Genomic DNA, 5010 nt, shown 5'->3' with positions numbered 1-5010 from the left:
ATTTCAGCCGCCACTTGCGCAAGAAGGCCTTCCGCTTCGCTTCGACCTCGGTGGTGGTCTCGGCACAGATCATGTCGCGGTAGTCCTCGGTCAGCTCGTCGTGCAGCCGCTTGGGCGCGTGCACGTCGTATTGCTGCGCCAGGTCGGTCAGCCTCCGCTCGCCCTTCACCGCCTCCAGCGCCACGCGCGCCTTGAATGCCGCGCCATGATTGCGTCTCGGTCGTCTCGTCATGCTCTCTCCTCGCTCACGGCATCATGCCGATCTCGCGCAGAGCATCCACTCAACAGGGCTGGGCAGATTTCCCAGACCACCTCTCCCCTTCCTGCTGAACGCGGGCAAGGTCGAATGGGAGGTCGATGTTCCCCAAGCCCCAGTCCTGGGCGGAGCAAGGCTGCGCAAATCGGACGCCCAGACCGAGGCGATGCTCGACCGCGAGCGCGCGTCCCGCGCGCCGCGCCTTATGCGACCTCGAGATCCGGCCTCTGGAGGAACGCCAGGCGACGGACCCGGGCGTGGCTGCACGCCGCGGGCGCTCTAAGCAATTGTCAAGTTGCGGAACCGACGCAGATTTCGGGCGCTTGGTGCGCATGATCGACGATTCATGCCGAGCTCGTGGACAGATCGGAGCGCCCGGCCGTGATCGTCGGCCCCGGAGGAGTGCCGAATGACCGACCCCGCACATCGAGACGATCCCAACAGCAACCTGCCCCCGCGGGGGGACATCGCCGCAGCCGTGGCGGAAGCGGGGCGCCAGCGGGCGGCGCTGGCCCGCTCGCTCACGGCGTTGCGAGGCGAGGCGAAGCGCCTCCTCTCCTCCATTTCCCCATCGGCGGTCGAGGGCCGCGCCCGCAGCGCAGTCGCTCACGCTGGCGATGAGCTGCGAGAAGGGACGATGCGGCGCGTGCGGCGTCACCCGGTGGGCGCCGCGCTCGTGGCAGCCGGGTTGGCGAAGCCGCTGGTTGGCCTCTTCGGCAAGCTCTCGCCCACCGTGGGCTTGACGGGCGCAGGTCTGGCTCTTCTGCTGCGGGGCGATAAGGATGCGAACGGCAAGTCGCGGTCACCTGGGAACGCTGCGCATCCCGACCGGGAAGCCGGAACCTCCCGCGCCGCACCAGAGCGCGGCCTGCCGGTCCCGCCGAACCGACCGCTTCCAACCCCGCCTCCCACGTCCGGCCCGCCGCCACGGGTCCGGCCCCGCCCTTCAGTGGAGCGGGTCAAGTCGAGGTCCCGTCGTAGTCCGGCGCGCGAAACCAATCCGATCGGTCAAGCGGCCCGGACGGCGCGGGCGCATCCGGTCGCGACGGGACTGCTTGGCATCGCCGTCGCGCTGACGCTGGCGGCGACGTCCTCGCCGAAGGTCAGGACGCGTGCCCGCCGAACGGGACGCGAGATCGGACGCGAGACCGCGCGGGCGGCGCACGCGGCACGCAACGCAGTCACCCGGTCGGAACGCAGCGCGTCGACGAACGCTCGCGCTCGACCCGGCGAGCGGTCGAAGCCTGCTTCCGGGGGCGGGTCCGGCAAGACCCGGCCCCCGACCGCCTCCGCGCCTCGCGCCTCGGGCGGCACCGTCGGCTCCGGAAAGGTGTCGCAGACGCCGAGCCTATCGGGCGACGGCGCGGACCGGGCATCGTCGCCTCCCGCGAAGGGCGGTGACGACAAGTCGGAGGACACCGTCTCCCGCGCACCGGGCCGCACGGGACGGAACGACGAGCAGGACGGGCGGTGAGGCTGGGGCCCGGCCGGGCGCCGCCCGCCAAGCGCGGCCGGAAGGATGCAAAGACAAGGATGGAAAGACCATGAACGACAGGAATGACCGAAACGGCGATGGCCAGGGCAACAAGTCCTCCGAAGGGCGAGGGGACCGGCGCAGATACGAGGACGCGTCGGAGAAGGCCTCGGCGGCCCGCGACACCGCGCGCGACGCCTTGTCCATGGCCTCCGAGCGGATCGACGCCGTGGTCTCGGAACGCAAGACTGCCGCTGCCGAGCGGGTGGAGCGTTTCGCCGGCGCAGCGCACGACGCCGCCGACAGGTTCGAGGAGGAGGCGCCAGCCGTCGGCGATGTGGTTCACATGGGGGCGGAGTACCTCGAGGACCTCGCCCGTGCCGTCCGTGAGCGGGGTGTGGGCGAACTGTCCGACGAGGTGCGGCGCTTCGCGCGCCGGCATCCCGCCGCCGTCGCCGGAACAGCGGCGCTTCTGGGCTTCGCCGCAGTCCGCGTCCTGACCTCCGGGTCGCCACGGGGTGAGCGCGACGAAGAGGACTACGGCGACGAAGACTACGGCGACCAAGACGACCGTGACCAAGGCGACGGCGACCTCGGCGAGAACGACCAGGACGAGAAGGCCGGAACGGACGCCGATGCCGGGGGGGAGAGCGGGCGCGACCGCGTCCCGTCTTCCGCCTTCGAGGACAGGTCGAAGAGTTCCGGCGACCCCGGAGGCAAGACCCCCGTGGCTCCGGGCTTCGAGCCGTCCGAGAAGAAGGACGAGGCACAGTCGAAGGCGAAGGATGCCGCGTCCGGGAAGTCCGGTGATTCCGAAAAGACATCGGACAAGGCAGGCACCGGACAGGGCAATGCCGCGAAGGCCGAAGAGTCGAAAGGCTCCAAGGATCAGAACTCCGGCAAGTCGTCTGATGCGAAGTCGTCCGACGAGAAGAGCGGGAAGGCATCGTGAGACCGGGGGCCGAGGCTGCCGCGCGGCCGGGGCCGCGCCGTGACATCGGGTCGCCGCCACGCGACGAGCCGCTGTCCGACCTGATCCGCGACGTGGCACAGCAGGCGGGATCCCTCGTCCGGGCCGAGCTTCGCGTGCTTCGGGCCGAGATGGGCACCGGCCTGCGTCGTGCCAAGCACGGTGCGGTGCTGCTCGCCGTCGCGGCCGCCCTCGGACTCGGCGCGGCCTTCATGGCGCTGCTCGCGATTGCGGCGCTCTTCGCGGCGCTGGGGCTCGCCTTCTGGTTCGCGGCCCTCCTGACGACGCTGTTGGCCGGTATCGCCGCCGCGCTTCTGGCGCGCGCGGGTCTGGACGCCATGTCGTCGGGGCCCGTGCCTGAACACACATTGGACCAACTCAGAAAAGACCGGATGATGGTCGGGGAGACCTTGCGATGAATACGACCAAGAGAAGCGGTGGAGCGGACGACCTCGAGACCCACGGCCGCGAGAGCGACGACGTCACGATCGTTGTCCGTGGCGAGAGGGAAGACACCTACTACGTCGATGACCGCATCCATGATCACGACTACGACTACGATGAGGATTACGACGATTCCACTCTCATCGAGCGGCTGGCGGAGTCGGCGCGCGACAACCCCGTTCCCGCGGCCCTGATCGGCGCATCGGTCGCGTGGATGCTCTTCGCCCGTCGCCCCGTTAGCGGGCTCGTCGGCGACGTCTCGGGAGCGCGGCCCATACGCCGGGTCGGCCGGGCACTGTCGGACGCCTCGGGTGCGGCCTCCCGTGCGGCGAGCGAGGCGGGCCGGACGGTCGGCCGGGCGGCCGAGGACGTCGCCGGACGGGTCGGCGAAGCCGGACGCATGGTTGCCGATCGGGCCGAGCAGCTCGGCGATCGGACGGCACGGGGCGCGGCACGCGCCAAGGAAGCCGTCGGGCACACGGGCGAGCGCGTCGCGGACGCGGTCGGAGCCGGCGAGGAGCGGGCCGAGCGCGAACTGGGCCGCGGCGCGAGAGCCGCGAGGCAAGGCGCGGACCGCGCGGGCCGCTCGCTCGACGCGACCGGGCGGACCGTTCGCGACACCGGACGCCAGGCACGCGGCGTCGCCTCGGACCTGTCCCGTCGCGGTGCGCGCCTGGGTCTCGAGCATCCGCTTGCGACGGCCGCGCTCGGGCTCGCCGCGGGCGCCGGGCTGGCCATGCTGATCCCGCGCAGCCGCGCCGAGGAGGAGGTCATCGGGGCGAAGCGCGACGAGATGCTGCGCGGGGTGCAGCGCCGCACGGCGGAACTCGTCTCGCAGGGCGTGGACGCCGCGCGGGACCAGGCCGCCCGTTCGGTAGAGCCCGCCGCCGAGCGCGCCGCCAAGAAGGCCGCCGACGAGGTTCTACACCGGGCCGACGCGGTCGGCGATGCGGTCAAGGACGCAGTCGGCGCGCCCGGCGGCGACGGCACGCCGCGCAAGTCCGGAGGCAAGTAGGCATACGTTCCGTCCGTCGCCTTGATGATGTGACCGCCCCCGTGGGCATCCGGTTTGCCAGCCTGGGTCGGCGACGATCCAGGGGCGGGCGGTCACGGAATCGGGGCAGCCGCGAGACGAGCGGCCGGTCTGAGGGTCCATCGTAGGGGCCGTCGGCGGGGACGGACCCAATCGGCTCATTGACGGGTCTCTGCGACAGCAGGCCAGGCAGCATTGGCGCTCCGACAACGCCGCGGCCGGTGATCTCAACCGCACGAACTTCCAGCGTCGCCTCGTCCAAGGCCAGATGCACATTGAGCCATACGCGCCGCCTTGCCCCGCCATGTTCGCGCGCGTGCCATTCGGCCTCGCCCCGGGCCTTGATCACGGTGCTGTTCACGAGCAGGTACAGCGGTACGCGTAAGCCAATAGGGCAGCTGCACCGCGAGGCTCTTCTGGCGCCGGCACAGCGTCGAGTCGTCCGGCACCGGCCAATCGAGAGTCCCGCAAGCCTCGAGAGTCCGGCTACGAAGCCGGTCGGCTGCCGGAGCGGCAGTCCGAAGAGCACCTTGATAATCAGTCGCGCTTGGATGAGAGCGTCGCCATAGACCGGCTCAGCATCGCGCCTGCCCCACAGCATCGCGTGCCACGGAGTCAAAGCGTCGAGCCAGACGGTCAGCGATCCATGCTTGCACAGCGCGGCGTTGTAGGCGAACCAGTTCAGGGTCCGGTAGCGGCTCGGTGCAGGCTTGGAGGCCGCGCGCGGAGCCTTCGGCGTAGCGCGGCGCGCGGCCGTGGGTGACGCTGGCGGTCATCGCCGATCTTCGGAGAAGGTTCGGGTTGCGAGACCTGGAAGCTGAGACGGAGATGAG

5 protein-coding genes and 1 pseudogene are annotated in these 5010 nt (G+C 70.9%); 4 read left to right on the top strand and 2 right to left on the bottom strand.

Features of this window, described 5'->3' with window-relative positions; translation table 11 throughout:
* Positions 1–118: 118 nt before the first annotated feature.
* A pseudogene (locus tag DR046_RS24985) lies at positions 119–232 on the bottom strand (transposase); the annotation flags it as partial.
* Positions 233–665: 433 nt separating this feature from the next.
* On the opposite strand from DR046_RS24985, the gene DR046_RS23385 reads away from it, so the two are divergent.
* The 4 genes from DR046_RS23385 (at position 666) to DR046_RS22560 (ending at position 4159) form a co-directional block, all read left to right on the top strand.
* Positions 666–1730, top strand: coding sequence for a hypothetical protein (locus DR046_RS23385; protein WP_135227395.1), 1065 nt, complete (start codon positions 666–668; stop codon positions 1728–1730).
* A gap of 70 nt (positions 1731–1800) precedes the next feature.
* The gene (locus DR046_RS22570) at positions 1801–2682 is read left to right on the top strand and encodes a hypothetical protein (RefSeq protein ID WP_115384589.1); all 882 of its coding nucleotides are present in this window, start codon (positions 1801–1803) and stop codon (positions 2680–2682) included.
* Positions 2679–3119, top strand: coding sequence for a phage holin family protein (locus tag DR046_RS22565; RefSeq protein WP_167767254.1), 441 nt, complete (start codon positions 2679–2681; stop codon positions 3117–3119). Before DR046_RS22570 ends, DR046_RS22565 begins: the two co-directional genes overlap by 4 nt.
* The gene (locus DR046_RS22560; protein ID WP_115384587.1) at positions 3116–4159 is read left to right on the top strand and encodes a hypothetical protein; all 1044 of its coding nucleotides are present in this window, start codon (positions 3116–3118) and stop codon (positions 4157–4159) included. The genes DR046_RS22565 and DR046_RS22560 overlap by 4 nt, the downstream gene beginning before the upstream one ends.
* Here the strand turns inward: DR046_RS22560 and DR046_RS24980 are convergent.
* The gene (locus tag DR046_RS24980; protein ID WP_370816452.1) at positions 4098–4817 is read right to left on the bottom strand and encodes a transposase; all 720 of its coding nucleotides are present in this window, start codon (positions 4815–4817) and stop codon (positions 4098–4100) included. The two genes, DR046_RS22560 and DR046_RS24980, sit on opposite strands and share 62 nt — an antisense overlap.
* Between the last annotated feature and the right edge of the window lie 193 nt (positions 4818–5010).

Origin of the sequence: Jannaschia formosa (assembly GCF_003340555.1) — a bacterium.
GTDB classification, from domain to species: domain Bacteria; phylum Pseudomonadota; class Alphaproteobacteria; order Rhodobacterales; family Rhodobacteraceae; genus Jannaschia; species Jannaschia formosa.
The sequence above is the reverse complement of the archived record's forward strand: the minus strand, read 5'-3'. Positions and strand labels throughout refer to the sequence as shown.

Coding starts and splice junctions, on each gene's coding strand:
- DR046_RS22560 (WP_115384587.1), top strand. CDS start 3,116: ATGAATACGACCAAGAGAAGCGGTGGAGCGGACGACCTCGAGACCCAC.
- DR046_RS23385 (WP_135227395.1), top strand. CDS start 666: ATGACCGACCCCGCACATCGAGACGATCCCAACAGCAACCTGCCCCCG.
- DR046_RS22570 (WP_115384589.1), top strand. CDS start 1,801: ATGAACGACAGGAATGACCGAAACGGCGATGGCCAGGGCAACAAGTCC.